The 24,284-nt window shown below is 64.1% G+C and carries 24 protein-coding genes and 1 tRNA gene; 13 read left to right on the top strand and 12 right to left on the bottom strand.

The window, feature by feature from the left end; all coding sequences use genetic code 11:
* Positions 1-156 precede the first annotated feature (156 nt).
* The 3 genes from rpsA to aroA form a co-directional block, all read right to left on the bottom strand.
* Entirely contained in the window at positions 157-1,863 is a 1,707-nt protein-coding gene (gene rpsA, locus NLM27_RS34360) for a 30S ribosomal protein S1 (RefSeq protein ID WP_254147487.1), read from the bottom strand.
* Positions 1,864-2,128: 265 nt separating this feature from the next.
* A complete protein-coding gene (gene cmk / locus NLM27_RS34355) occupies positions 2,129-2,767 on the bottom strand; it encodes a (d)CMP kinase (protein WP_254147486.1) in 639 nt (212 codons plus the stop codon).
* Entirely contained in the window at positions 2,764-4,101 is a 1,338-nt protein-coding gene (gene aroA / locus NLM27_RS34350) for a 3-phosphoshikimate 1-carboxyvinyltransferase (protein WP_254147485.1), read from the bottom strand. The genes cmk and aroA overlap by 4 nt, the downstream gene beginning before the upstream one ends.
* Before the next feature lie 157 nt (positions 4,102-4,258).
* Here aroA and NLM27_RS34345 point away from each other — a divergent pair, with 157 nt between their 5' ends.
* The 3 genes from NLM27_RS34345 to NLM27_RS34335 all read left to right on the top strand — a co-directional run bounded on the left by NLM27_RS34345 (position 4,259) and on the right by NLM27_RS34335 (position 5,242).
* A complete protein-coding gene (locus NLM27_RS34345; protein WP_254147484.1) occupies positions 4,259-4,666 on the top strand; it encodes a TIGR02300 family protein in 408 nt (135 codons plus the stop codon).
* A 99-nt stretch (positions 4,667-4,765) separates the two neighbouring features.
* Positions 4,766-4,841, top strand: a tRNA-Ala gene (locus NLM27_RS34340).
* A gap of 164 nt (positions 4,842-5,005) precedes the next feature.
* Positions 5,006-5,242: a GIY-YIG nuclease family protein gene (locus tag NLM27_RS34335; protein ID WP_254147483.1), complete on the top strand. Its 237-nt coding sequence runs from the start codon at positions 5,006-5,008 to the stop codon at positions 5,240-5,242.
* 15 nt (positions 5,243-5,257) lie between these two features.
* Here NLM27_RS34335 and NLM27_RS34330 read toward each other — a convergent pair whose 3' ends face one another.
* The gene (locus NLM27_RS34330; RefSeq protein WP_254147482.1) at positions 5,258-5,719 is read right to left on the bottom strand and encodes a MarR family winged helix-turn-helix transcriptional regulator; all 462 of its coding nucleotides are present in this window, start codon (positions 5,717-5,719) and stop codon (positions 5,258-5,260) included.
* Positions 5,720-5,871: 152 nt separating this feature from the next.
* On the opposite strand from NLM27_RS34330, the gene NLM27_RS34325 reads away from it, so the two are divergent.
* From NLM27_RS34325 to NLM27_RS34285, 9 genes are all read left to right on the top strand, one after another.
* Complete coding sequence (locus tag NLM27_RS34325) at positions 5,872-6,297, top strand: organic hydroperoxide resistance protein (RefSeq protein ID WP_007598424.1); 426 nt, start codon at positions 5,872-5,874, stop codon at positions 6,295-6,297.
* A 177-nt stretch (positions 6,298-6,474) separates the two neighbouring features.
* Positions 6,475-7,680: a CaiB/BaiF CoA-transferase family protein gene (locus NLM27_RS34320; RefSeq protein WP_254147481.1), complete on the top strand. Its 1,206-nt coding sequence runs from the start codon at positions 6,475-6,477 to the stop codon at positions 7,678-7,680.
* A gap of 422 nt (positions 7,681-8,102) precedes the next feature.
* Positions 8,103-9,419, top strand: coding sequence for a sn-glycerol-3-phosphate ABC transporter substrate-binding protein UgpB (gene ugpB / locus NLM27_RS34315; RefSeq protein ID WP_254149001.1), 1,317 nt, complete (start codon positions 8,103-8,105; stop codon positions 9,417-9,419).
* Between the two features lie 49 nt (positions 9,420-9,468).
* A complete protein-coding gene (gene ugpA / locus NLM27_RS34310) occupies positions 9,469-10,350 on the top strand; it encodes a sn-glycerol-3-phosphate ABC transporter permease UgpA (RefSeq protein WP_254147480.1) in 882 nt (293 codons plus the stop codon).
* Positions 10,350-11,198: a sn-glycerol-3-phosphate ABC transporter permease UgpE gene (gene ugpE, locus NLM27_RS34305; protein ID WP_254147479.1), complete on the top strand. Its 849-nt coding sequence runs from the start codon at positions 10,350-10,352 to the stop codon at positions 11,196-11,198. Before ugpA ends, ugpE begins: the two co-directional genes overlap by 1 nt.
* Positions 11,199-11,318: 120 nt before the next feature.
* Complete coding sequence (locus NLM27_RS34300; RefSeq protein WP_254147478.1) at positions 11,319-12,404, top strand: sn-glycerol-3-phosphate import ATP-binding protein UgpC; 1,086 nt, start codon at positions 11,319-11,321, stop codon at positions 12,402-12,404.
* A 317-nt stretch (positions 12,405-12,721) separates the two neighbouring features.
* On the top strand, positions 12,722-13,147 hold the full coding sequence (locus NLM27_RS34295) for an Hsp20 family protein (protein ID WP_254147477.1): 426 nt from the start codon (positions 12,722-12,724) through the stop codon (positions 13,145-13,147).
* 50 nt (positions 13,148-13,197) lie between these two features.
* Complete coding sequence (locus NLM27_RS34290; protein WP_007598581.1) at positions 13,198-13,470, top strand: DUF1150 domain-containing protein; 273 nt, start codon at positions 13,198-13,200, stop codon at positions 13,468-13,470.
* A 431-nt stretch (positions 13,471-13,901) separates the two neighbouring features.
* The gene (locus NLM27_RS34285; RefSeq protein WP_254147476.1) at positions 13,902-14,339 is read left to right on the top strand and encodes a HEAT repeat domain-containing protein; all 438 of its coding nucleotides are present in this window, start codon (positions 13,902-13,904) and stop codon (positions 14,337-14,339) included.
* Here NLM27_RS34285 and NLM27_RS34280 read toward each other — a convergent pair.
* From NLM27_RS34280 to NLM27_RS34270, 3 genes are all read right to left on the bottom strand, one after another.
* Entirely contained in the window at positions 14,336-15,874 is a 1,539-nt protein-coding gene (locus NLM27_RS34280) for an AMP-binding protein (protein WP_254147475.1), read from the bottom strand. The two genes, NLM27_RS34285 and NLM27_RS34280, sit on opposite strands and share 4 nt — an antisense overlap.
* 254 nt (positions 15,875-16,128) lie before the next feature.
* Positions 16,129-17,259, bottom strand: coding sequence for a DUF5938 domain-containing protein (locus NLM27_RS34275; RefSeq protein ID WP_254147474.1), 1,131 nt, complete (start codon positions 17,257-17,259; stop codon positions 16,129-16,131).
* Positions 17,260-17,295: 36 nt separating this feature from the next.
* Positions 17,296-18,099, bottom strand: coding sequence for an SDR family NAD(P)-dependent oxidoreductase (locus NLM27_RS34270; RefSeq protein WP_254147473.1), 804 nt, complete (start codon positions 18,097-18,099; stop codon positions 17,296-17,298).
* Positions 18,100-18,383: 284 nt separating this feature from the next.
* On the opposite strand from NLM27_RS34270, the gene NLM27_RS34265 reads away from it, so the two are divergent.
* On the top strand, positions 18,384-19,022 hold the full coding sequence (locus NLM27_RS34265; protein ID WP_254147472.1) for a TetR/AcrR family transcriptional regulator: 639 nt from the start codon (positions 18,384-18,386) through the stop codon (positions 19,020-19,022).
* 73 nt (positions 19,023-19,095) lie between these two features.
* Here the strand turns inward: NLM27_RS34265 and ptsN are convergent, their stop codons facing one another.
* The 5 genes from ptsN to NLM27_RS34240 all read right to left on the bottom strand — a co-directional run bounded on the left by ptsN (position 19,096) and on the right by NLM27_RS34240 (position 24,281).
* Positions 19,096-19,557 (bottom strand): PTS IIA-like nitrogen regulatory protein PtsN, encoded by a 462-nt coding sequence (gene ptsN / locus NLM27_RS34260; RefSeq protein WP_063681444.1) that lies wholly within the window; start codon positions 19,555-19,557, stop codon positions 19,096-19,098.
* Between the two features lie 210 nt (positions 19,558-19,767).
* Positions 19,768-20,418: a ribosome hibernation-promoting factor, HPF/YfiA family gene (gene hpf / locus NLM27_RS34255; protein WP_254147471.1), complete on the bottom strand. Its 651-nt coding sequence runs from the start codon at positions 20,416-20,418 to the stop codon at positions 19,768-19,770.
* Positions 20,419-20,615: 197 nt separating this feature from the next.
* Entirely contained in the window at positions 20,616-22,244 is a 1,629-nt protein-coding gene (gene rpoN / locus NLM27_RS34250) for an RNA polymerase factor sigma-54 (RefSeq protein WP_254147470.1), read from the bottom strand.
* 90 nt (positions 22,245-22,334) lie between these two features.
* Positions 22,335-23,345, bottom strand: a complete 1,011-nt coding sequence (lptB, locus tag NLM27_RS34245; protein WP_254147469.1) for an LPS export ABC transporter ATP-binding protein — start codon at positions 23,343-23,345, stop codon at positions 22,335-22,337.
* 216 nt (positions 23,346-23,561) lie between these two features.
* A complete protein-coding gene (locus NLM27_RS34240) occupies positions 23,562-24,281 on the bottom strand; it encodes an LptA/OstA family protein (RefSeq protein WP_254147468.1) in 720 nt (239 codons plus the stop codon).
* Between the last annotated feature and the right edge of the window lie 3 nt (positions 24,282-24,284).

Genomic DNA, 24,284 nt, shown 5'->3' with positions numbered 1-24,284 from the left:
CGATGTTAGAATCTTGCCCAGTCTCGAAGCGCAATCCGGGAAAAGTCCCTCCGTTGCACGAATCCCGGATTTCGCTTCGCTCCATCCGGGCTACGGACGCAACAAAAAAGCCCCGGCTCGCGCCGGGGCTTCGATGCAGCGGAACAGACGTTTCGCTTACTTGCTGTCGCGGTTCTTGAGCGCGGTGCCCAGGATGTCGCCGAGCGTCGCACCCGAATCGGAGGAGCCGTACTGCGCGATGGCTTCCTTCTCTTCGGCGACTTCGAGCGCCTTGATCGACACCTGGACCTTGCGGGCCTTCTTGTCGAACTGGATCACGCGGGCATCGACCTTCTCGCCGACGGCGAAGCGTTCGGCGCGCTGGTCGTTGCGGTCACGCGCGAGCTCCGAGCGCTTGATGAAGGTGGAGAAGTCGGTACCGGCGATCTTCACCTCGATACCGCTCTCCTTCACTTCGAGCACTTCGCAGGTCACGACCGCGCCCTTCTTGACATCGCCCGGCTCGGCGAAGGGGTCGCCTTCGAGCTGCTTGATGCCGAGCGAGATACGCTCCTTCTCGACGTCCACATCGAGCACCACGGCTTTCACCACGTCGCCCTTCTTGTAGTTGTCGATCACCTGCTCGCCCGGAAGCTTCCAGTCGAGGTCGGAGAGATGGACCATGCCGTCGACGTCGCCCTCGAGACCCAGGAACAGGCCGAACTCGGTCTTGTTCTTGACCTCGCCCTCGACCACCGAACCGGTCGGATGGCCTTCGACGAAGACCTCCCAGGGGTTGCGCATGGTCTGCTTGAGGCCGAGCGAGATGCGGCGCTTGACGGAATCGACTTCCAGCACCTGCACATCGACTTCCTGCGAGGTCGATACGATCTTGCCGGGGTGCATGTTCTTCTTGGTCCACGACATCTCGGAGACGTGGATCAGGCCTTCGATGCCCGGCTCGAGCTCGACGAACGCGCCGTAGTCGGTGATGTTGGTGACGCGACCGGTGAAGCGAGCACCCAGCGGGTACTTGGCTTCGATGCCCTGCCAGGGATCGTCCAGCAGCTGCTTCATGCCCAGCGAGATGCGGTGCGTCTCGTGGTTGATCTTGATGATCTTGACCTTCACGGTCTGGCCGATCGAGAGCACCTCGGTCGGATGGTTGACGCGGCGCCACGCGATGTCGGTGACGTGCAGCAGGCCGTCGATGCCGCCGAGATCAACGAACGCACCGTAATCGGTGATGTTCTTGACCACGCCGTCGATGACCTGGCCCTCTTCGAGGTTCTGCACCAGCTCCTGACGCTGCTCGGCGCGGGTCTCTTCGAGAACCGTGCGGCGGGACACCACGATGTTGCCGCGGCGACGGTCCATCTTGAGGATCTGGAACGGCTGCGAGTTGTTCATCAGCGGCGCAACGTCGCGGATCGGACGAATGTCGACCTGCGAGCGCGGCAGGAAGGCCACGGCACCGTCGAGATCGACGGTGAAGCCGCCCTTGACCTGGTTGAAGATGACGCCGTTGACCTTTTCGTTGTTCTGGAACGCCTTCTCGAGCTTGCCCCAGCTCTCCTCGCGGCGCGCCTTGTCGCGCGACAGCACGGCTTCGCCGAGGGCATTCTCGATGCGATCGAGGAACACTTCCACCTCGTCGCCGACCTTCAGTTCACTGTCACGGCCGGGGCCGGAAAATTCGCGCAGGGCGACGCGGCCCTCGGTCTTCAGGCCGACGTCGATGACGGCCATGTCCTTTTCGATTGCAACCACCTTGCCCTTGACGACGGAGCTTTCCTGCAGGTTGCCGCCTGCGAAGGACTCGTCGAGCATCGCGGCGAAATCGTCGCGCGAGGGGCTATAGGTATCAGCAGAAGTCGAAGCCATTTGTTCTCCAGTTGCGGATGTCTTGCCGGCCGTTGGGTTCATGGGCGCATCGCACGCGCAGTGTCGGAAGGTCCGCAAGACCTTCGAGCGACCGCTCGCTGCTCCGGCTCGGCGCCGGAACAGCGGAGGCGGGCCGGCTGAGGCCCGCGCGTTCGATACGTGGAAATCGTTGTCCGGAGACTGGATCGCGCCGGCCCCAAAGGGGGACCTGACGTATCGACCTCAAAGAGCGGGAGCGGGCGCTTCCTCCAATGACGGCTGCGGCTTAACCCCGCGACCGGCCCGCTCGGACGGCCTCGATAATGTCGATGGCAGCCCGGACGCCGCCTTCTATATCCAGTTGGGAGTTATCTAGCAAGTAAGCATCTGCGGCCGGAATTAAAGGCGCAATCGGGCGGTTCTTGTCGCGCTCGTCACGCCGGATGATGTCGGCAAGCACCGCCGCCTCGTCGGCCTGCTCGCCCCTTGCCTTTGCTTCCATGGTTCGGCGGCGCGCGCGGACCCTGGGGTCGGCCACGACGAAGATCTTCACGTCGGCATGGGGGCAGATCACGGTTCCAATATCCCGGCCATCAAGCACGGCGCCAGGCGGATCGGCGGCGAATTGCCGCTGGAAATTGACCAGGACCTCGCGAACCCTGGGGATCGCCGAGACGATGGAAGCACCCTCGCCGGCCTCCTGGGTCTTCAGGGCGGGGTTGCCGAACTTTTCGGGATCGAGCTCCAGTGCAGCCTGCACCGCAGCCGCCTCGTCCCGGAGATCATGGCCCGACTGCATCAGTGCGTAGGCGACCGCGCGATAGATCACGCCGGTATCGAGGTGACGATAGCCGTAATGATGGGCGAGACGCTTGCCGAGCGTCCCCTTGCCCGAGGCCGCGGGCCCGTCGATGGCGATGATCATGAAAACTCGGCCCCCAGCGAACGCATCATCGGAATGAAATCCGGGAAACTGGTGGCGATGAAGGCGGTATCGTCGACCGTCACGGGCTGATCGGAGGCACAGCCCATCACCAGTGCCGACATCGCGATGCGGTGGTCCATGTGGGTGGCGACAGTGCCGCCGCCGGGGACGTGGCCGCGGCCTTCGACGATCAGATCGTCGCCGGAAATCTCAACCTTGACGCCGTTGACGCGCAGCATGTCGGCGGTGGCTTCCAGGCGGTCGGATTCCTTCACGCGCAGCTCCTGCAGGCCGCGCATGATGGTGGTGCCTTCGGCGAAGGACGCCGCCACTGCCAGCACCAGATATTCGTCGATCATCGAGGGCGCGCGCTCCGGCGGCACCTCGACGCCCCGCAGTTTCGATGCGCGCACGCGCAGCTGCGCCATCGGCTCGCCGGCATCGCGACGCACCTCGTTCTCCTCGATCGAGGCGCCCATTTCGCGCAGCGTGGTGAACAGTCCGGCGCGCAGCGGATTGGTCATCACGTCGGACAGAACGACGTCGGACCCCTCGGCGATCAGCGCAGCAACGACCGGGAAGGCCGCCGAGGAGGGATCGGCGGGCACGACGACCGTGGCGCCGTGCAGCTCGGGCTGGCCCACCAGCGTGATGCGGCGGCCATGCTGGCCTTCCCTCACCGACGTGATGTCGGCGCCGAAGTGCGTCAGCATCAGCTCGGTGTGATCGCGGCTGGCCTCGCTCTCGATCACCGTGGTGGTGCCAGGTGCAGCAAGGCCCGCCAGCAGCACGGCCGATTTGATCTGGGCCGAGGCGACCGGGGTCTTGTAGGTGATCGGCAGCGGATCGCGCGCGCCCTCGAGCGTCAGCGGCAGCCGGCCGCTCTCGCCGCCCGACACGATCCTGGCACCCATCTTTTCGAGCGGATCGAGGATCCGGCGCATCGGGCGGCTGCGCAGCGAGGCGTCGCCATCGAACACCGCCGAGATCGGGCAGCCCGCGACGGCGCCCATGACCAGCCGGCAGCCGGTGCCGGAGTTGCCGAAATCCAGCGCCGACCTGGGCTGGGCGAAGCCGCCGACCCCGACGCCATGCACCTTCCAGGCGAAATCACCGGTGCGCTCGACCTTGGCACCGAGCGCCTGCATCGATTTGGCGGTATTGAGGACGTCCTCGCCCTCCAGCAGGCCCGAAATCTTGGTCTCGCCGACCGCGAGTGCGCCGAGGATGAGGGCCCGATGGGAGATCGACTTGTCCCCGGGTACCCGTACTTTCCCGGTCAGTGGACCGCTGGCGCGAGACTGAAGCGGCCTCGGTTGGTCGGAATGAGTCAAGATTGTGTCCTTGGATGAGCCTTTGGGGCTGGGCGCAGGTACCACATGGTCTGCGCCCCGTCACGGGCATGTCGTTCTCCCGTAATGCGCTATTGACAGCGGGCCGCCAACTAGCCAAGTGAAGCACCGCTTTTCAGACATTCCCAGGATTCCTGCCGTGGCCAAGTCAGAACTCGGAACCAAACGTATTTGCCCGACCACGGGCAAGAAGTTCTACGACCTCAACAAGAATCCGGTGATCTCGCCCTATACCGGCGAAGTGGTGCCGATCGCCCCGGTGGCGCCCGCTCGCGCGCCCCGCGGTGCCGAAGCCCGGCACGCGGCGACAGCGGATGCCACGCCGGAGCCGGCAGAGGTCGAAGAGGTCTCGCTCGAGGAGGCCGACGCCGAGGAGAACACCGGCAAGGTCAAGGCCGCGGTGCCCGAATCCGAGGACGACATCGAAGTCGACGAGACCCTCGACGACGACGATGACGATGATTCGACCTTCATCGCCGACGAGGAAGAGGGCGATGAGGACGTGACCGACATCATTGGTGATGTCGGAGGTGATGAAGAGACTTGAGATCAGCCCTGATCTGTGAAAAAGGGTGCACCGCGCGAGTCGCCTAGGGCTCGCCGGCCGGGACGGATCCCCCAGGATTCTCCCAACTGGAAGACTTACGGGGCCATAGCTCAGCTGGGAGAGCGCTTGCATGGCATGCAAGAGGTCGGCGGTTCGATCCCGCCTGGCTCCACCAGCCTTCGCTCGCTTCGCGAGCTTCGGCTGGGCAAGCCCGGGAAGTCCCTCGTAGCGAAGTAAGCGAAGGCTGTCCCGCCATAGCCCGAAGGGCGGCGGCGGACTCCACCCGCGATCACGATAATGGCTCCAAGCTGCTATCCTTCCTTCCGGGGAGGAAGCAGGATGAAGTACGTCTATATCCTCGAAAGTCTCGATTCCGAGCATTTCTACGTCGGCATCACGGACGATCTACGCGCACGTCTGGCAAAGCATAACGCCGGCGAGGTGCCTCACACGTCGAAATATGGGCCTTGGCGAATAAGAACCTATTTCGCGTTCGATGACGCCGCACGCACTCTCGCGTTCGAGCGATACCTGAAATCCGGCTCGGGGCGCGCATTCGCGAAGAGGCACTTTTAACCTCCTGAGCTTCCCCTACTCCCCGATCACCGCATTGAGCCTATCGCGCAGCGCGACAATCTCGTCCTTCATCGCCACCAGTTCCGACACCGAGCAATCCGACGCCGCCAGGATCGATGGCGGCACGCTGCGCGCCTTGTCCTTCAGCGCGTGGCCCTGTGACGTCAGTGCGATCAGCACCTGACGCTCGTCTTCGCTCGAGCGGGTGCGCTTGACGAGATGGGCGGCCTCGAGCCGCTTGAGCAGCGGCGTCAGCGTGCCCGAATCCAGGAACAGTCTTTCGCCGATGTCCTTGACCGGCACGTTGTCGCGCTCCCACAGCACCAGCATCGCCAGATATTGCGGATAGGTCAGGCCGAGCCGGTCGAGCAGCGGCTTGTAGACGCGGTTGAAGGCATGCGCGGCCGAATAGACCGCGAAGCAGATCTGGTTGTCGAGCCGCAGCGGAGCGTCCGCTGCCGATAGTTTCCGGGCCATGGAGAATCTCACGGGATTTCCCGGTATTGTGGCCCCGGGCGGCTGCAGATTCAATTGCGAACAATTAAATGTGAGGCATCGTAATTTCAATTGTGCGCAATCTAATTGTCTGCGATACAGATCCCGCCCACCCGAACCCCAGGGAGATCAAAATGTCCGTGAACGTCCTCTACAAGACCAGTGCCAAGGCAACCGGCGGCCGCGACGGCCATGCTGCAACGCTCGACGGCGCGCTCGACGTCAAGCTGACCACGCCGAAGGAACTCGGCGGCGGCGGCGGCGCCGGCAACAATCCCGAGCAGCTGTTCGCGGCCGGCTACGCCGCCTGCTTCATCGGTGCGATGAAGTTCGTGTCCTCGCAGGGCGGCCCGAAGGTTCCGGCCGACGCCTCCGTGACCTCGACCGTCGGCATCGGCCCGCGCGCGGCGGGCGGCTTCGGTCTCGACATCGATCTCGCCGTCTCGCTGCCGGGCCTTGCCCGCGCCGAGGCCGAGGCGCTGGTCGAGAAGGCACACCAGGTGTGCCCGTACTCCAACGCCACGCGCGGCAATGTCGACGTTCGCCTGACGGTCGTCTGATCGAACGGCGGATTGGCTGGCCCGGGATCCCCCTCGGGCCGGCCGCTTCGATCTGATTTTCCCACTTCGCGGGGTTGCGCCGCATCGGCGCATACGCCCCTACGCGCGGCGCCATTGCTGGCGTGCACGAACCTCGCTAGGCCTGTGATCAAACGTCGACACAGGGGAAGCGAAGGCATGAGTTCCGAAGCCGCCACAGGTGCCATGAGCGGACTGCGCGTCATCGATCTCACGCGCGTGCTCGGCGGTCCCTATTGTACCCAGATCCTCGCCGACCACGGCGCCGACGTGATCAAGGTCGAGCCGCCCGCGGGCGACGAGGTGCGCGAATGGGGTCCTCCCTTCCACGAGGAGGACGCGGCGTATTTCATCGGCATCAACCGCAACAAGCGCTCGATCGGCCTCGACCTGGCGTCCGAGGGCGGCCGCGCCGTGCTGCTCAAGATGCTGGAGACGGCCGACGTCCTGATCGAGAATTTCAAGCCGGGCACGCTGGAGAAATGGGGCATCGGCAACGAGGTGCTGCGCGCCAAATTTCCGCGCCTCGTGCATTGCCGGATCTGCGGCTTCGGCGCCGACGGTCCGCGCGGCGGCAATCCCGGCTATGACGCCATCATCCAGGCCATGACCGGCATGATCGCGGCGACCGGCTCGCCCGAGAGCGGGCCGATGCGGATCGGCGTACCGCTGGTCGACATTACCACCGGCCTCTACGCGGCGATCGGCATCCTGATGGCGCTGTCGGAGCGGCAGCGCTCGGGCCAGGGCCAGTTCCTGGAGACGACGCTGTACGAGACCGGCCTTGCCATCATGCATCCGCACACCGCGAATTACTTCATGCATGGCAAGCCACCGTCGCTTACCGGCAACGAGCACCCCAACCTCGTGCCCTACGCGATCTTCCCGACCAAGACCGACAACATCTTCATCGGCGTCGGCAATGACGGCACCTTCCGCAAGCTCGCCAAGGAGATCGGCAAGGAGGAGCTCGGCACCGATCCGCGCTTTGCCCGCAACAAGGACCGCATCGCCAATCGCGAGGCGCTACGCGCCGAGCTCGCCGCCGTCTTCAGCCAGCACGAGGCCGAGCCGCTCTGCAACCGGCTGCTCGCCGCGGGCCTCCCCGCAGGCCCCGTGCAGAAGATCGACCAGGCCTTGACCAACCCGCACACGATCGCGCGCGGCGATATTATCGAGAAGGACTGGTACAAGGGCGTGGCCTCCCCGATCCGGCTCGATCGCAGCAAGCCGAGCCTGCGCCGCCTGCCGCCCAAATTCAGCCAGCACTCCGCGGAGGTGCTCGGCGAGTTCGGCTACTCCAAGGCCGAGATCGACACCATGGTCGAAAAGGGCACGGTCTGCGGTCCCGAGCGCAAGCGCTGAGATTAAGACAGATCGAGCATCGGCGCCGGTGCGCTCCCCCTCCCGCTTGCGGGAGAGGGCTGGGAGAGGGTCTGTCCACAACGGGACAATCCCCAAGCGGAGAAAGCCCTCACCCGCGCCTGCGGCGCGACCTCTCCCGCAAGCGGGAGAGGTTAAGGGAGCCCGGAGCGGCATTGCTCTGCTTCTCAGCGTTCCGCGCCGACGGCGCTCTCCTTCCCCTAACATCCAATGCCGCACTGCGGCGCGACCCACGCGCGTGCAGCGCGAACGACAACGGCTGCCAGGGCGCATTCGCCTAATTGCCGGCTTTCCTTTTCCAGCGCTTGCCGCTTTCGTTTCGGCCGCTTACACAGTCATGTGAACGTCATATGGCGCTGCTAGCGCAAGCGCTTCTTAAGTGACGGGCAAGGGAGGTTTTCTTGATGGTTCTTCGACATTTTGGTGCGGCTGCGGCTGTTGCAGTCACGATTGGCATGACGGCCTCGCCGGCCCTGGCCGTGACCGAGATCCAGTGGTGGCACGCGATGACCGGCGCGAACAACGACGTCATCGTCAAGCTCGCCACCGACTTCAACGCCTCGCAGAGCGACTACAAGGTGATCCCGACCTACAAGGGCAACTATCCCGATACGATGAACGCCGGCATCGCGGCGTTCCGCGCCGGCAACGCCCCGCACATCATGCAGGTGTTCGAGGTCGGCACCGCGACCATGATGGCCGCGACCGGTGCCGTAAAGCCGGTCTACAAGCTGATGGCCGAGACCGGCGAGAAGTTCGATCCGAAGGCCTACCTGCCTGCGATCACCGGCTACTACTCGACCTCGAAGGGCGAGATGCTGTCCTTCCCCTTCAACTCGTCGTCGACCGTCATGTGGGTCAACCTCGACGAGCTGAAGAAGGCGAATGTCGAGATCCCGAAGACCTGGCCTGAAGTGTTCAACGCGGCCAAGAAGCTGCACGACAACGGCCATCCGACCTGCGGCTTCTCCAACTCCTGGGTCACCTGGGTCAATCTCGAGCAGCTCTCCGCCTGGCACAACGTGCCGCTGTCGACCAAGGCCAACGGCCTCGACGGCTTCGACACCGTGCTCGAGTTCAACAGCCCTCTCCAGGTCAAGCACCTCGAAAAGCTGGTCGAGCTCCAGAAGGACAAGACCTACGACTATGCCGGCCGCACCAACACCGGCGAAGGCCGCTTCACGTCAGGCGAATGCCCGCTCTATCTGACCTCGTCGGCTTTCTTCGGCAACGTCAAGGCGCAGGCCAAGTTCGCCTTCACCGCCGTGCCGATGCCCTATTATCCCGATGTGAAGGGCGCACCGCAGAACTCGATCATCGGCGGTGCCTCGCTCTGGGTGATGGGCGGCAAGTCGGCCGACGAATACAAGGGCGTGGCGAAATTCCTCAGCTTCCTCTCGGACACCGATCGCCAGGTCTACATCCACAAGGCCTCGGGCTATCTGCCGATCACCAAGGCGGCTTACGAGAAGGCCAAGGCGGAAGGCTTCTACAAGGATCAGCCCTATCTCGAGACCCCGCTGCTCGAGCTGACCAACAAGGAGCCGACCGAGAACTCCCGCGGCCTGCGTCTCGGCAACATGGTTCAGCTCCGCGACGTCTGGTCGGAAGAGATCGAGCAGGCGCTGGCCGGCAAGAAGACCGCCAAGCAGGCGCTCGATGCCGCCGTCGAGCGCGGCAACACGATGCTGCGTCAGTTCGAAAAGACCGCCGTGAAGTGAGGCGATCAGCGGCAGGCCGGTCAACCGGCCTGCCGCTCCTGCGGGCATCATGCAAAAGCAAGCCATTTTCCAATCGAAGTTGTTGCCCTACGCGCTGGTTGCGCCGCAGCTCGCGATCGTCCTGATTTTCTTCTACTGGCCCGCCCTGCAGGCGGTGATCCAGTCCTTCCTGCTCCAGGATGCTTTCGGCCTGTCGACGAGCTTCGTCTGGTTCGACAATTATCTCGAGCTGCTCAAGGACCGCGCCTATTTCGAGGCGATCGTGCGAACCTTCTTCTTCTCGTTCGCCATCGCGGTCTCGTCGCTGTCGTTTGCGCTGCTGCTCGCCGTGATGGCGGACAAGCCGCTGCGCGGCTCGATGCTGTACCGGACGCTTCTTATCTGGCCCTACGCGGTGGCGCCGCCGGTCGTCGGCGTGCTCTGGATCTTCATGCTGCACCCCTCGCTGGGCGTGCTCTCGCGATACTTGCGCGCTCTGGGCATCGACTGGAATCCGCTGCTCGACGGCGACCAGGCCGCTGCGCTGATCATCCTCGCCGCCGCCTGGAAGCAGATCTCCTACAACTTCCTGTTCTTCCTCGCCGGCCTCCAGAGCATTCCCCGAAGCGTGCTCGAGGCCGCCGCGATCGACGGCGCGCGCCCGATGCGAAGGTTCTGGACCGTGACCTTCCCGCTGCTGTCGCCGACCATCTTCTTCCTCCTGGTCGTCAACATCGTCTACGCCTTCTTCGACACCTTCGGCATCATCGACACCATGACCCGCGGCGGTCCCGGCAAGTCGACCGAGACGCTGGTCTACAAGGTCTATTCCGACGGCCTGCTCGGCGGCAATCTCGGCAGCTCCGCGGCGCAATCGGTGATCCTGATGGTCATGGTCATCGTGTTGACGGGAATCCAGTTCCGCTTCGTCGAACGCAAGGTGACCTACTGATGGTCGAGGAAGAAGGCTTTCGACGCTACGTCGCCCACATCATCCTCTGGATCGGGATCGCGATCGTCGCATTCCCCGTCTACATCGCGATCGTCGCCTCGACCCAGGACAACGCGCTGATCGCGAACGGGCAGATGTCGCTGCTGCCCGGCGGTCACTTCTTCCAGACTTACTACCAGACGATCTTCGTCGGCACGAGCGGCTCGACCCGCGAGCCGGTCGGCAACATGATGCTGAACTCGCTGGTGATGGCGCTGCTGATCGCGGTCGGCAAGATCGCGATCTCGATCATCTCGGCCTATGCGATCGTGTATTTCCGTTTTCCGTTCCGGATGCCGATCTTCTGGATCATCTTCATCACGCTGATGCTGCCGGTCGAGGTGCGCATCTATCCGACCTACAAGATCGTCGCCGATCTGCACATGCTCGACAGCTATGCCGGCTTGTCATTGCCGCTGATCGCCTCGGCCACCGCAACGCTGCTGTTCCGCCAGTTCTTCATGACGGTGCCGGACGAGCTCCTGGAAGCCTCGCGCATCGACGGCGCTGGGCCCTTTCGCTTCTTCTGGGATACGCTGTTGCCGCTGTCGCGCACCAACATGGCGGCGCTGTTCGTGATCCTGTTCATCCTCGGCTGGAATCAATATCTCTGGCCGCTGCTGATCACCACGCGCGACGACATGCAGACCATCCAGATCGGCATCCGCAAGATGATCACCACCACCGACGCGTTGACCGAATGGCCGATCGTGATGGCGACCGCCGTGCTGGCCATGTTGCCGCCGGTGTTCGTCGTCGTCGCGATGCAGAAGCTGTTCGTGCGCGGCCTGGTCGAGACGGAAAAGTGAGAGGGCGAATGGCGAATAGCGAATGGCGAATGGCACGCCGGCGATTGAACGGCGCGCGCACGCCGCACGGATCCCCTATTCGCCACTCCCTACTCACCACTCGCCCGAGCGGAGCTCGCAATGGCTAACGTCACCCTGCGCAGCGTCCGCAAGACCTATCCCGGCGGCTTCGAAGCCATCAAGGGCGTCGACGTCGATGTCGGCGACGGCCAGTTCTGCGTGCTGGTCGGCCCCTCCGGCTGCGGCAAGTCGACCTTGCTGCGCATGGTCGCAGGCCTCGAAACGGTCACTGGCGGCGAGATCGACATCGGCGGCCGCATCGTCAACCAGGTCGAGCCGGCCGACCGCGACATCGCCATGGTGTTCCAGAACTACGCGCTCTATCCGCATATGAGCGTCTACAACAACATGGCCTATGGCCTGCGCAACCGCGGCATGGCGGAGGCCGAGATCAAGACCCGCGTCGAGGAAGCCGCGCGCGTGCTCGAACTGTCGCCAATGCTGGAGCGCAAGCCGCGCCAGCTCTCCGGCGGCCAGCGCCAGCGCGTCGCCATGGGCCGCGCCATCGTGCGCCAGCCGAAGGTGTTTCTGTTCGACGAGCCGCTGTCGAACCTCGACGCCAAGCTGCGCATCGCGATGCGCGTCGAGATCCGCAAATTGCAGCGCCGCCTCAACACGACGTCGATCTACGTCACCCATGACCAGCTGGAAGCGATGACGCTCGCCGACATCCTGGTCGTGATGAATGGTGGCGAGGTCGAGCAGGTCGGCAATCCCCTGGCCATCTACGAGAAGCCGGCGACGACCTTCGTCGCCTCCTTCATCGGCGCACCGCCGATGAACCTGATGTCGACGCGCACTGAGGAGATCAAATCGCAGCTCGACGGCAGCGCGGGCGAGGCCGGCATCCTCGGCATCCGCCCGGAAGACTTCGTCATCACCGACCAGACCCCGGCCGGCGGTGTCGCACTGCCTCTCACCGTGGAAGCGATCGAGCGCGTCGGCGCGGAAACCTTCGTCTACGGCTCGCGGGCGCAGGAAGACCAGCGCGTCGCCGCCACCCCCGGCGAGCTGCCACCGGGCGAGGTCATCGTCCGCATTCCCGGAACCGAGGCCCCCGCCATCGGCCAGAACATCCGCGTCGCGGCGGTGCGCCAAAAGCTGCATTTGTTCAGCGGCGACGGGCGGAAGCGGATCGAGGCCTGACCGGTTCCGGCGGGCCTTCCATCAAAAACCGCAAAAACAACCCCATGCACAGTAGAGGGGGCGTTGTTTTCGTTAGGAAAATCGCCACGCAATATTGTCATGTTGAGACTTCAGCCCGGACACATCACTGACGGGTGTTCGGAGACATAGCCGACATATCAAACGATGGCGGAATGGGTGGGCCGCCCAAATGGCCAATCCACAGGGCTCCTGCTACCTGCTTGAACCGACACGGGGATATGCCCATATTGCTGACCAAGGGGCGCCGGTTCCGGGCCCTGAAATGTCAAAGTCGCTTTGCGAGGACTTTGTAAACTATGTCTCGTGTTCCAACGCTCTCCAGTCCCTTCCTGCTGGGCTTCGACGAGATCGAGCGCGTGCTCGATCGGGTCGTCAAAGGCGCCGACGGCTACCCTCCCTACAATATCGAGAGGTGCGACCGCGCGGACAACCAGCCCGAGCGTTTGCGCATCACGCTGGCGGTCGCCGGATTCACCCGCGACCAACTCGATGTAACCATTGAGGAAAACCAGCTCGTGATCCGCGGGCGGCAGCAGGACGACAAGACCCGGCAATACATCCATCGCGGCATCGCCGCGCGCCACTTCCAGCGCACCTTCGTGCTGGCGGAGGGGATGCTGGTGCTGGGGGCGGATCTGAAGAACGGGCTGTTGTCGATCGATCTGGCCCGGCCTGAACCGGAGAGGATCGTTAAGACAATCGCTATCAATGAGCACGAATAATGGAACGAGTAGCGGACTCGACCGCTTAGTGTTCCAGAGGAGTCGAGACCATGAGTGAAGGTCACGTTGCGTTCGAATACGAAGCCAAAAATGTCTCTCCGGAGACGCTGGCAACCCTCGGCGAAGGTCATATCGCCTATGTGAAGCAGATCCGCTCCGAGGACGTACCGGGCCTGTTTCCCGAAGCGCCGAAAATCGCGCCGGGCCTCAAGCTCTTCGCGCTCCACGCCGCCGACGGCACGCCGATCATGCTGACCGACAGCCGCGAAGCCGCGATCGCCAACGCCTGGAGCAACGAGCTGCAAGCGGTGAGCGTGCACTGAGCGCGCACCTTCACGCGCGACTGACGAATTTCAAATGCGCGGGCATGCCTCGACCTGAGGCGGCCCGCGCATTTTTTTGGTCGTCCCACACAACGCCGCACCAAGCGACGCCACCCTTGCTTGGTGTTATGGCCTCTGGCCAACCCGATCAGCCGGATCGAGCTTCTGGAAGCGTGACCAAGCCGACATGACCGACGAGCCAATCGCGTACATTGGGAGTGCTCAGGCTCGATTCGTTGAGACTGTGTTGGCATTTCGTCGTTGGGCTGATCGCTATCCAATTTGCCAGAGATCTGGCGAATGGGAATGCGACTATGACCAATGGCCCGCAATCGCAACGGCCTTCGCTGCGTTCCTAGACTCTGGCGTTCCAGCATTGGAGCCCTCCGATCGTCGAGTCGCTGCTTTACATCCTTGGTCGCGACAATGAGGTGGAGATACTCAAGCGCGAGTTGACGGCCAGGCCTGCTCATCTGCTGGCTTTGGCGAGGGCAGCGCCGCACTCGCCGGAGCGAGATGCCCGATGGCAACTTGCTGATGCACTTGGGAGCGACGAATTTGCCGCCGATGAAGTCGAACCGCTGTTGGAGCAATTCTTTCACGACGCGGATGAGTACGTAAGCCGGCGAGCACTTCTGGCTCTCGCGCGCAGGCGGTCAAAAAGGGCGGAGGCGCTTGCGCTTCGCGCGTGGGGCACGGAGCATGAATATCAGCGGATGGCCGCGCTCGACGCACTCTCCGCGGTTAACTCGCCATTGCTGCCGTCCTATCTCGATCTCGCTCAGCGCGATGGACGGGAATACCTCGTTGATTTTGCAAATAGGCTCCGCGCGAGACCGGCTTCTGAAGATACGAGTAAGATTGGTTAGCCGTCTGACCGCGCCGCCAGCCGCGCACGGATATCCGGCTTCAGCACCTTGCCGACCTTGGAGCGCGGCAGATCGTCCCAGACTTCGATCTGCTTCGGTGTCTTGACGCTGCCGATCCGCTGCTTGACGAAGGCCGCCAGCGCCGTCGCATCGACGCTCTGGCCGGCGCGGGGCTGCACCACGGCGACGATCCGCTCACCCCATTTCTCGTCCGCCACCCCGATCACGGCGCAATCCTGTACCGCCTCATGCGCCCGCAGCGCGTTCTCGACCTCGATCGAGTAGACGTTGAACCCGCCGGTGATGATCATGTCCTTGGCGCGATCGACGATATAGAGGTAGCCGTCGTCGTCGATGTAGCCGATGTCTCCGGTGTGGTGCCAGCCATGCGCGGAGGCCTCAGCCGTGGCCTCGGGATTTTTGTAATAGCCTTCCATCACCAGCGAGCCGCGAACCACGATCTCGCCGCGTGAACCTGATGGCAGCAAATTGCCGTCGCCATCCATGATGCCGGCCTGCACCAACGGGCTGATCCGCCCCGCCGAGGCGAGGCGCTCCATCGCGATCGTGCCATCGGCATTGTAATGCTCGCTAGGCGCCATCATCGAGATCATCATCGGCGCTTCAGTCTGACCGAACAACTGCGCCATCGGCCCGATGCGCTGCAGCGCCTCCGCAAGCCGTGCGGCCGAGATCGGCGCCGCGCCGTACCAGAAGCATTGCAGCGACTCGAGCTTCGCGGAGTTCAGCTTGGGATGATCGAGCAGCATGTAGATCACGGTCGGCGGCAGGAAGGTGTGCGTGACATGGTAGCGCTCGATCAGATCGAGGAATTCGGCGATGTCGGGATGATGCATGATCACGATGCGACCGCCGAGCGCCATGATCGGGAAACACAGCACGCCGGCCGCGTGGGTCAACGGCGCGAGCGCGAGATAGACCGGACGACCCCTAAAGGGATAGCCCATCAGCGTCAGTGCCGTCATGGCCTCGATGTTGCGGCCCGACAGCATGACTCCCTTCGGCTTTCCGGTGGTGCCGCCGGTGCCGGGAATCATCACGAGATCGTCGACCGTCTCGCGTTGATATTGGTCGGCGGGGAGACCAGCGAGCCAGCTGTCGAACGAGGGCGCGAAGGGCAACTCGGCATCGAGGCAGACGAGGGCGCGCAGCTTCGGCAGCTCTGCACGCACCGCCTCGACCATCGGCGCGAAGCTTGAATGAAACAGCAGCAGGCTGCAGTCGAATTGGTCGAGGATGAGCCGGTTTTCGGCCGCCTCGTTGCGCGGATTGATTGGACACCAAACCGAGCCCGCGCGGGAAATGCCAAACACGCATGCAAACGCGACCGGATCGTTGCCGGAAAGGATTGCGACCTTCTCGCCGGCAGCAATCCCCGATCGGACGAGCCCGCGCGCGACGCGGTAGCTCAGCAACTGCACCTCGCAATAGCTGAAATCGCGCCCGTCCATGGTCAGGCACGGCGCGTCGGCGCCGAGCGAGGCACCTTTGTCGAGGTAATCGATAAAGCGCATGATCAATCCCCGAAGCATCGAGAGGTTGGTTAGACGCGAGTCGCGGCGAAGGTCCACCTCTCCCTTGGGAGAGACGTAGGCCGCCTTCGGCGGCCGTTCTCTAGGGACGCCGAAGCGAGCTTCGGCTACGGCGCAGCGCCGGGTGAGGGTTTACGGTCTCTCGTGAGCCGCGCCCCCTCACCCGATTTGCTGCGCAAATCGACCTCTCCCCGATGGGGAGAGGTGAAGAAGGATCGCCGTCGCAGCCGCGTGTCCTAATCATGCACAGTCAGGATCGGCTTGCTGACCAAGCCAAAGCTGCGCAGCTGGCCGAGCAGTTCGTGGTGACCGAACGCTTGGCAACCGGAGGCGAAGCCTACGCGCTTGGGTGGCTGCTGCAGCAGGTGCGCCGCGGCATAGGCCTGCAGCAAGCCGGTCTGCTTGTAATTGCTGTTGCCGTTGATGACGCAGTGCGCGCGCCCCAATGGGCCGGAGGCATGCACCGAATCCATCGACTTGTTGACGCGCGGGTTCTCGCGCGGCGGCATGGTGTTCATCACGCCGGCGGCAGTCTGCGCCAACGCGGCGTAGCGGTCGTCGGGGTTCATATCCTTGGTCGCCTCCAGCGCGGCCGCGACGATCTGCGGCACGCCCAGCATCAGCGCGCGGTTGAACACGCCGCCCAGCACCTTGACGTTGGCCACGCGCGGATCGCGCTTGAACCACACGGGGTGCGAGGTGCCGCCCCAGGGCAGCGCCAGCGCCAACTCATGCTGGCCGGGGATTGCGAGGTTATAGAGACCGGCATCGGGCTGATGCTCGACATACTTGTTCTGTTCCAAATAGTAGGCCTTTGCCATCGCGGCGTTGACCAGGATGGTCTGCGTCGATGCGATGGTCGGGCTGCCGCCCCAGAACACGGCGATATCAAGCGTGTCGAGGCCCGGTGTCTCCAGGCAAAGCTGCGCGGCGATCTCGCCGGTGGTGTACATCTGCGCGATGCCCGGAGCGAGCAGCAGGCCGGCGTTGGCGAACTTCGCGCCCCACTCCTGCTCGAGCGTGATCAGCCAGTCCTGCTCGCCGGTGGTGTCGGTGTAGTGGCATCGGGAAGCCCAACACGCCTGCACCACCTCACCGCCGAACTTGGCGAACGGGCCCACGGTGTTGAGCACCACCGAGGCACCGTTGAACAACTCCGTCAGTGCACTCACGGTGTGCGGCACTTCCACCACCTCGTAGTCGGCGGTCTCGATACCGGCCACGTTCGCCTTCATTGCGGCGTTGAGCTTCTCCGCGCTGCGGCCGGCGGCGATGAAGGGGATGTTGTACTCGCGTAAGTATTCGCAGACCAGCCGGCCGGTGTAGCCGGACGCGCCATAGACGATGACGGGCTTCTTCGCGCTCATTGCGTTCCTCCGAAATGTTCGTTGTCAGGTTCTTTGCTACATTCCCATGCCGCCATCGACCGGCAGTCCGATGCCGGTGATGAAGCGCGCCTCGTTCGAGCACAGGAACACCGCGGCGTCGGCGATGTCGCCGACCTCCGCGAGCTTGCCGAGAGGCGTCTGCTCCACCACCGAGCCGACCGCGGCGTTGACGTCGGGCGCGAGACCGATCTTCACGATGTCGTTGGCCAGCTGCAGGCCCATGTCGGTCGGGATCAGGCCGGGATAGATGCAGTTGACGCGCACGCCATAACCGAGCTTGCCGGCCTCCATCGCGGCGACCCGTGTCATGCGATCGACCGCAGATTTCGTGCCGGAATAGACCGCGATGCTCGGGAAGGCGATCGTCGCCGCGACAGAAGCGATGTTGACGACCGCGCCACCTTTGCCCGCCGGTCCGCCCGGCCGCATCGCGCGGAAGGCGTGCTTCATGCCGAGCACGGTGCCGACGATGTTGACGTCGCACATCCGCCGCGCATCCTCGGCGTTGATCTCGCTGACCAGCGACGTGATCTCAATGCCGGCATTGTTGATGAGGATGTCGTAGCCGCCGAGGGTGGCGACAGTCTCGGCCACCGCCCGCTCCCATTGCGCGTCGTCGGCGACGTCGAGCTGGACGAAGCCCGTCGCGACATCTTCCTTCGCGATCGCGGCTGCGCTGGCGCGGCCGGTCTCCTCCAGAATGTCGGCGATCATGATCGAGGCGCCGGCGCGCGCCAACGCCTGCGCGATGGCCGCGCCGATTCCCCGGGCACCGCCGGTGACCAGGGCTTTCCTGCCTGCAAGGCTCTTCCCACTCATGACGCACTCCTCCGTTGCTGGTGATTGATTCGTGCTGCGCCAATCGGCGCGCGCGCCAGGTCGATGGACGCAAGGCCTTTCGGCCGCATCCAGCGAAGCGTTCCTCCATGGTCGGACGTCTTGACGACTGTCCAAAATTATTGGCGCGAACCTCCGCCAGAATCTTGACACTTGTCAAGATCGAATTTGACAGTTGTCTAAGGAAGTGGTTGTGAGGGGGTGGGGCTATGCCGCGGTCAACGCGGCATAAGTCCTTGAAAGAACGGGACTGAGGAAGAGACGACATGGCGCGGCAGGTGACGGGGACGGCCCGGCGTGTGGCCGATGCGGCCGAGGCGCTGCGCGACGAGAAGTTCAACGCGCGACGCATCGAGCTTGCCGAGGCCGCGCTCGAAACGCTTGGAGAGCTTGGCTTCGCCCGGACCAGCCTGCGGGAGATCGCGCAGAACTCGGCGTTCACGCACGGCGTGTTTCACTATTATTTCAGCGACAAGCTCGACCTGATCTGCTGCTGCGTTCGCCACTACAAGGCGAAGTGCGTGACCCGCTATGACGAGGTCGTCGCGACAGCAACGAGCCGCGACGAATTGACGGAGGGCTTCCTCGCCAAGCTCGCAGCAACGCTGCAGAACGAAGCCCGCATGCACCGGCTTTGGTACGATTTGCGCTCGCAGGCGATGTTCGAGGCGGCGTTTCGCAAGGATGTACTCGAGATCGACAAGAGCCTGGAAGCGATGATCTGGCGCATTGCCTCTCGCTATGCCGAGCTCGGCGGCAAGCGGCCGGCGTCGTCGCCAGGCGCGCTCTATGCGCTGTTCGACGGTCTATTCCAGAGTGCGCTGCTCAAGCACCTCGCGGGTGACAAGACGGCGGTTCCCAAACTGCTCGACGAAGTCCGGCGCCTGCTGCCGACGGTCTGCTGAAGCGCACGAGTGGCGCCCGCAAAGGCGTCGCCAAAAATTTTTGTCCAGAAATGGCCGCGGTGAATGCGAGGCGTTACGCCGCCGTCGCCGGCGGCAACGCCAGCACCGAATAGATCGCCTGGGCGTCGCGCGAGGCGCGGAGTTTTTTCGCAATGTCCTGGTCGCGCAGGAGGCGGGCGATGCGGGCGAGGGCCTTGAGGTGGTCGGCGCCGGCGCCTTCGGGGGCGAGCAGCAGGAAGACGAGATCGACCGGCTGGCCGTCCATCGCCTCGAAATCGATCGGGCGATCGAGCCGCGCGAACAGGCCGAATATCTTTTCGAGCTTGGGCAGCTTGCCGTGCGGAATGGCGACGCCGTATCCGACCGCTGTTGTGCCGAGCTTTTCCCGTTGCAGCAGCACCTCGAACACGGCGCGCTCGTTCTGCCCGGTCAGCTCGGCGGCCTTGGCCGCGAGTTCCTGCAAGGCCTGCTTCTTGCTGTTGACTTTCAATGCCGGGAGAATCGCCTCGGGTGCGACCAGATCGGTAATCGGCATGGAAGCTTTCCGAGGTGAATTAAAACCGTCAGGTTCCGATTTGGCCATCTTGGAAGACCAAGCTGGGCCGGCGTCAATAACATGAAGCAGGAGGCGGACTTAGCCCCGATCCTGATGTGGGGCGCTTCTACTCCAACGCAATCCCGGTGCCAACTCCCGCGTACGGCTTTGCCCCCGTCATTGTTAAGACCTGCGGAGGATACGGGGCCATCAACCGCCCGCCTTGCCGTCGGCCTTGGTACCCGACTTGGCGTCGGACTTGGCATCGGTTTTGGCATCGGTTTTGGCGCCCGGGGGGTCGATCCAGCCCACATTGCCGTCGGCGCGGCGGTAAATGATGTTCACCCGGCCGCTGGAGCCGTGTTGGAAGACCAGGCAGGGGGCCCCGCTCAGGTCGAGTTCCATGACGGCCTCGCTGACCGACAGCGGCCTTAGCGAGGTGGTGGCCTCTGCGATGATCACGGGGCTGTAGCCGGCGACGTCGTCCTCGCCCTCCGGCGCCTCCAGCACGTAAGCCATGGCATCGAGCGCAGCCATCGCCTCGGAGGCGGCATAAGCCTTGCGGGCGGAACGGTCCTTGAGGCGATTCTTGTAGCGGCGCAGCCGCTTCTCGATCATCACCAGCGCCTGGTCGGCGCTGGCATAGGCATCAGGCGCGTTCGAATCGGCCTCGAGCGTAACCCCCGAATCGAGGTGCAGCGCACAGTCGGTGCGGAAGCCGAAGCCATCCTTGCTCAGCGTGATATGCCCGGAATAGCTGCCGTCGAAATATTTGCGCAGCACCTCGTCGGTGCGGTCGGCAACGCGGCCGCGCAGCGCCTCGCCGACGCTGATGCTCTTACCCGAAATCCGGAGGGTCATGTGATGCCTCGCTTGGTTTGATCCCAAGCTGCGACGACGCGTCATCGCAGCCGGGGTTATCCCTGCGCATGATCTCCCCGCAAACGCGTTCCACGCTTGTCGGGAGGGAAAACCGCTGCACACTTTTCCGGTTCATGCGCGTGCTTGGATCGGTCTCGATGGGGAAGTGAGAGTAGCGCGATTTCGCGCCAGCGCAATCAGGCCGGCTCGGTGTTGCGGGAGCGATCGGGCATTGCGGTGGAGAGGACGTTACCAAGAGCGCTCTGCTTGTCGCGGCGGCGTTGCACCGAGGAGGGTATGCGCATGGCTTCGCGGTACTTCGCGACCGTGCGGCGGGCAATATCAATTCCTGAAGCGCGCAAGCGTTCCACGATGGTGTCGTCCGACAGGATCGCCGCGGGCTCCTCCGAATCGATCAGCTGCTTGATGTGATGGCGAACGGCTTCGGCGGAATGCGCCTCGCCGCCGTCGGCCGAGGCGATCGACGCCGTGAAGAAATATTTCAACTCGAATGTGCCGCGATTTGTCGCCATGTATTTGTTGGCGGTGACGCGCGACACCGTGGATTCGTGCATCTGGATGGCGTCGGCGACGGCCTTCAGGTTGAGCGGCCGCAGATGCGCCACGCCATGGGTGAAGAAGCCGTCCTGCTGGCGCACGATCTCGGTTGCGACCTTCAGGATGGTACGGGCGCGCTGGTCGAGCGCGCGCACCAGCCAGGTCGCGTTCTGGAGCGCGTCGGTGAAATAGGATTTGTCACCATCCTTGCCGATCTTCTTCGACAGCTCGGAATAGTAGGTCTGGTTGACCAGCACACGCGGCAAGGTGTCGCTGTTGAGCTCGACATGCCAGCCGCCATCCGGGCCCGGGCGGACATAGACGTCGGGCACCATGGTCTGGAGCCGCGCCGAGCCGAATTTCATGCCGGGCTTGGGATTGAGGCGGCGGATCTCGCCGATCATGTCGGCGATGTCCTCGTCATCGACGCCGCAGAGCTTGCGCAGGCTCGCAATGTCGCGCTTGGCGAGAAGATCGAGATGCTCGACCAGCGCCTGCATGGCCGGATCGTAGCGGTCGAGCTCGCGGAGCTGGATCGCCAGGCATTCGCTCAAATTGCGCGCGCAGACGCCGGGCGGATCGAATTTTTGCAGCACGGCAAGGACGTCCTCGACGTCCCGTTGCGAGGCGCCAAGACGCTCGGCGGCCTGGCCGAGATCCGGCGGCAGATAGCCGGCTTCGTCGACGAGGTCGATCAGGTACTGACCGATCATGCGCTGCGCCGGCGCGGTGAAGGCGACCGAGAGCTGCTCGGCCAGATGGTCGGCGAGCGTCAGCTCGGCGGCGACGAAGGCTTCGAGATTGTAGTCCTCGTCGCCGGAGGCGCCGCCGCCCCATTCGGTGTAGACGCTCGGCGCGACGTCCTGGGCGTTGCGCGCGGCCGCCTCGGCCGGCTCCTCGGAGAAGACGTTGTCGAGGCCCGTGTCCAGGGTCTGCTCGATCTCGGCGCGGGTGCCGAGATCCTTGCTCATCCATTCTTCCTGGCCCGGCTCGAAGGCCTCGCCGCTGCCGCCAAAGCCGTCATCGGCACCCGAACTGCCTGAATCGTCGCCATCGTGATCGCTGAACTGGGCGGTCTCGGCCGGCGCGTCGCCGCCGGGGGCCTCTTCATTGGCCCGCTCGAGGAGGGGATTACGCTCGAGTTCCTCCTCCACGAAGGTCGTGAGATCGAGATTGGACAATTGCAGCAGCTTGATCGCCTGCATCAGCTGCGGCGTCATGACCAGCGACTGCGATTGCCGGAACTCTAATCTCTGCGTGAGCGCCATGAAGCAAGAACCGTTCCCAAAAATTGGTCCGATTTTTGCTTATATTAGTCCGAGCCCGATGTACACGTCTTGACGTCGCGCAAAAACGGGCTAGAGGCGGAATTCCTCGCCAAGGTAAAGCCGGCGCACGTCGGGATCGGCGACGATCTCATCCGGGGTGCCCTCGGTCAAGATTTCACCGGCATAGACGATGTAGGCGCGATCGGTGAGGCCGAGCGTCTCGCGCACATTGTGGTCGGTGATCAAGACGCCGATGCCGCGGTTGGTGAGATGGCGGACGAGGTCCTGGATGTCGCCGACCGCGATCGGATCGATGCCGGCAAAGGGCTCGTCGAGCAGCATGTAGTTCGGCCGCGTCGCGAGCGCGCGCGCGATCTCGACGCGGCGCCGTTCGCCGCCGGACAGCGCGATCGACGGCGATTTGCGCAGACGCGTGATGTTGAATTCGTCGAGCAGCGAGTCGAGCTGCTGCTCGCGCTTCTTGCGCGAGGGCTCGACCACTTCGAGCACGGCGCGGATGTTCTGCTCGACGGTGAGGCCACGGAAGATCGAGGCTTCCTGCGGCAGATAGCCGATGCCGAGCCGCGCGCGCTGATACATCGGCAGCTTGGTGACGTCGTGGCCATCGAGCTCGATCGCGCCGCGATCGGCCTTGATCAGGCCGGTGATCATGTAGAACACGGTGGTCTTGCCGGCGCCGTTCGGGCCGAGCAGGCCGACCGCTTCGCCGCGGCGCACATAGATGCTGACACCGCGCACCACCTGGCGGCTGCCGAAGGCCTTTTCCACGCTATGCACGGCCAGGAAGCCCGGCCGCTTCAGGAGCTGCGGCCCGCCGGCGCCGTTGGACTTATTGGCGGCGCTTCTGACGGGATGAACCGCTTGCGGACGCGGCTCGGCTTGATAGTCGGCCTGGTAGTCACCCGGGAACGGGTCGGGCGCGCGCATCGGCTGGTCCCGGGCGATCGGCGGCGCGTCCCTGACGGGACTTGGCACGAGGCCGCCGACGCCGTCACCGAGCGCGGTGATGTCCTGACGCGCAAATCCTGGCCGGCCGCGTTTGGCGGGGCGCCGACGGAACATGCTGAAGAGATCGACCATCCCCGCCTTCTAGTCCTGCACGGTTTTGCGCGATGCTCGCGCGATCTGCCGCCCCGGCGCGATTCGCCGGTGCAGCATGCGTGAAGGGATGTTTCATGCCCAGTGAAACACGCCCGAAAAGCGGCGACCCCGCTTCGAAAGCCCTTCGCGCTAGATACAGTCTTGCCGGGCAGGCTTCAACCTCGGATCGCCAGCATCCGCGACAAGTGATTGAATTTACTTTTGTTTACTTGCACCGGGCAATTGCAAAGGCGGTGCCGCGCCGGGTTTGGCCCCCTGGCCGCAGTCACTGCCGGCGCCCTGCGGCAGCAGGACCTGAACCCGGCCGGTGTCGGATTCCACGCGCGACACCCCCGTGGTCATGTCGACCGTCAGCCGGTCGCCGCGCATCACATTCTTGCACTGCGTCAGGACCACCGGGCCCCCTCCACCGAGCATGGTGATGAGATTGGTCTTGGTGTCGAACACGGCGGTCTCGCCCGTCACCACCTGGTCCTTCTGGGTGACCACGACGTTACCGCGCGCCTCCAGCCGCTTGATCGAGGAGCTGCCGCCCGGGCCCGGCGTAGCCGACTGCATCGGTGCGGATTTCGCGCCCTTCGCCGCAGGCTGCGCCGTGGCCGGCTTGTCGCCGCCGGAGTCGTAGAACACCACCAGCGTCTTCGAGGTCATGGTGGTGTCGCCCTGCACGACCTTCACGTTACCGGCGAAGGTCGCCTCCTTCTTCTTGTCGCGCATCTCGAGCGAGGCGGCCTCGATCTGGATCGGCTGATCGCGGTTTTGCGAGAAGCCCTGCATCGCGTTGGGCACGCCCTGCATCGTGTTCTGTGCAATGGCGGCGCCGCCAGCGACCAGTGCAACGGCGGTGGCGACAAGCGCGGCGGCGCCGACGATGGCGCTCCGCTTCTTGTCGTTGCGCGGAAAAAAACCGATCATGAA

Source organism: Bradyrhizobium sp. CCGB12 (assembly GCF_024199845.1).
Lineage (GTDB): Bacteria > Pseudomonadota > Alphaproteobacteria > Rhizobiales > Xanthobacteraceae > Bradyrhizobium.
The sequence above is the reverse complement of the archived record's forward strand: the minus strand, read 5'-3'. Positions and strand labels throughout refer to the sequence as shown.

Bases quoted from the DNA above. Each gene is read 5' to 3' on its own strand.
- NLM27_RS34275 (WP_254147474.1), bottom strand. From the start codon at position 17,259: ATGAGCGCGAAGAAGCCCGTCATCGTCTATGGCGCGTCCGGCTACACC.
- cmk (WP_254147486.1), bottom strand. From the start codon at position 2,767: ATGATCATCGCCATCGACGGGCCCGCGGCCTCGGGCAAGGGGACGCTC.
- NLM27_RS34335 (WP_254147483.1), top strand. From the start codon at position 5,006: ATGAAGTACGTCTATATCCTCGAAAGTCTCGATTCCGAGCATTTCTAC.
- ugpB (WP_254149001.1), top strand. From the start codon at position 8,103: ATGGTTCTTCGACATTTTGGTGCGGCTGCGGCTGTTGCAGTCACGATT.
- ugpE (WP_254147479.1), top strand. From the start codon at position 10,350: ATGGTCGAGGAAGAAGGCTTTCGACGCTACGTCGCCCACATCATCCTC.
- NLM27_RS34320 (WP_254147481.1), top strand. From the start codon at position 6,475: ATGAGTTCCGAAGCCGCCACAGGTGCCATGAGCGGACTGCGCGTCATC.
- hpf (WP_254147471.1), bottom strand. From the start codon at position 20,418: ATGACCCTCCGGATTTCGGGTAAGAGCATCAGCGTCGGCGAGGCGCTG.
- NLM27_RS34280 (WP_254147475.1), bottom strand. From the start codon at position 15,874: ATGCGCTTTATCGATTACCTCGACAAAGGTGCCTCGCTCGGCGCCGAC.
- NLM27_RS34330 (WP_254147482.1), bottom strand. From the start codon at position 5,719: ATGGCCCGGAAACTATCGGCAGCGGACGCTCCGCTGCGGCTCGACAAC.
- NLM27_RS34325 (WP_007598424.1), top strand. From the start codon at position 5,872: ATGTCCGTGAACGTCCTCTACAAGACCAGTGCCAAGGCAACCGGCGGC.
- lptB (WP_254147469.1), bottom strand. From the start codon at position 23,345: ATGGTCGATCTCTTCAGCATGTTCCGTCGGCGCCCCGCCAAACGCGGC.
- NLM27_RS34270 (WP_254147473.1), bottom strand. From the start codon at position 18,099: ATGAGTGGGAAGAGCCTTGCAGGCAGGAAAGCCCTGGTCACCGGCGGT.
- NLM27_RS34300 (WP_254147478.1), top strand. From the start codon at position 11,319: ATGGCTAACGTCACCCTGCGCAGCGTCCGCAAGACCTATCCCGGCGGC.
- NLM27_RS34240 (WP_254147468.1), bottom strand. From the start codon at position 24,281: ATGATCGGTTTTTTTCCGCGCAACGACAAGAAGCGGAGCGCCATCGTC.
- NLM27_RS34290 (WP_007598581.1), top strand. From the start codon at position 13,198: ATGAGTGAAGGTCACGTTGCGTTCGAATACGAAGCCAAAAATGTCTCT.
- rpoN (WP_254147470.1), bottom strand. From the start codon at position 22,244: ATGGCGCTCACGCAGAGATTAGAGTTCCGGCAATCGCAGTCGCTGGTC.
- NLM27_RS34265 (WP_254147472.1), top strand. From the start codon at position 18,384: ATGGCGCGGCAGGTGACGGGGACGGCCCGGCGTGTGGCCGATGCGGCC.
- NLM27_RS34295 (WP_254147477.1), top strand. From the start codon at position 12,722: ATGTCTCGTGTTCCAACGCTCTCCAGTCCCTTCCTGCTGGGCTTCGAC.
- rpsA (WP_254147487.1), bottom strand. From the start codon at position 1,863: ATGGCTTCGACTTCTGCTGATACCTATAGCCCCTCGCGCGACGATTTC.
- ugpA (WP_254147480.1), top strand. From the start codon at position 9,469: ATGCAAAAGCAAGCCATTTTCCAATCGAAGTTGTTGCCCTACGCGCTG.
- ptsN (WP_063681444.1), bottom strand. From the start codon at position 19,557: ATGCCGATTACCGATCTGGTCGCACCCGAGGCGATTCTCCCGGCATTG.